Consider the following 452-nt stretch of genomic DNA (forward strand, 5'->3'; position numbering starts at 1 on the left):
CCCGCGTCTCAAAAGACGGGGTTTCTCGACAATCTGAGAAGAAGGCCTAGTCCTTCTTCTTTTTTTTAAAATACTCATATTCACTTACAAGTAAGTAAGCTACTCCAATAATCAAAGCTATTACGGCAAAAACCTTTAAAGAATCAAACGTTACATTATAATCAGGATTTAACGTTCCGGCTCCTATAATTGCTGAACAAAGAAAATAAGAAGAATATAATATAGCAGATATAAAACAAAATATTGTTCCTGTGGCTGCCCTATTCATTGTCATCCCCCTTTATAATATTTTGTAATCAATCCCAAAAAATATAAACACGATTATTATAATCCAAAAGGTTATACACATCAACTTTTGGAGATGTGTATCAACAGCCCTCTCACCTATTGACCACCTAATTTAATGTTACCTTTTTTTGGATCGGCTACACTTAGTTGGACAACAAAAATGG

At 33.8% G+C, this 452-nt stretch carries 1 protein-coding gene; it reads right to left on the reverse strand.

Annotation, left to right across the window (positions count from 1 at the left end):
• Window positions 1-46: 46 nt before the first annotated feature.
• Window positions 47-268: a hypothetical protein gene (locus L693_RS0110295; protein WP_025717186.1), complete on the reverse strand. Its 222-nt coding sequence runs from the start codon at window positions 266-268 to the stop codon at window positions 47-49.
• Between the last annotated feature and the right edge of the window lie 184 nt (window positions 269-452).

The sequence above is a fragment of the Paenibacillus sp. 1-18 genome (assembly GCF_000520755.1).
GTDB lineage: Bacteria > Bacillota > Bacilli > Paenibacillales > Paenibacillaceae > Paenibacillus > Paenibacillus brasilensis.

Bases quoted from the DNA above. Each gene is read 5' to 3' on its own strand.
- L693_RS0110295 (WP_025717186.1), bottom strand. From the start codon at position 268: ATGAATAGGGCAGCCACAGGAACAATATTTTGTTTTATATCTGCTATA.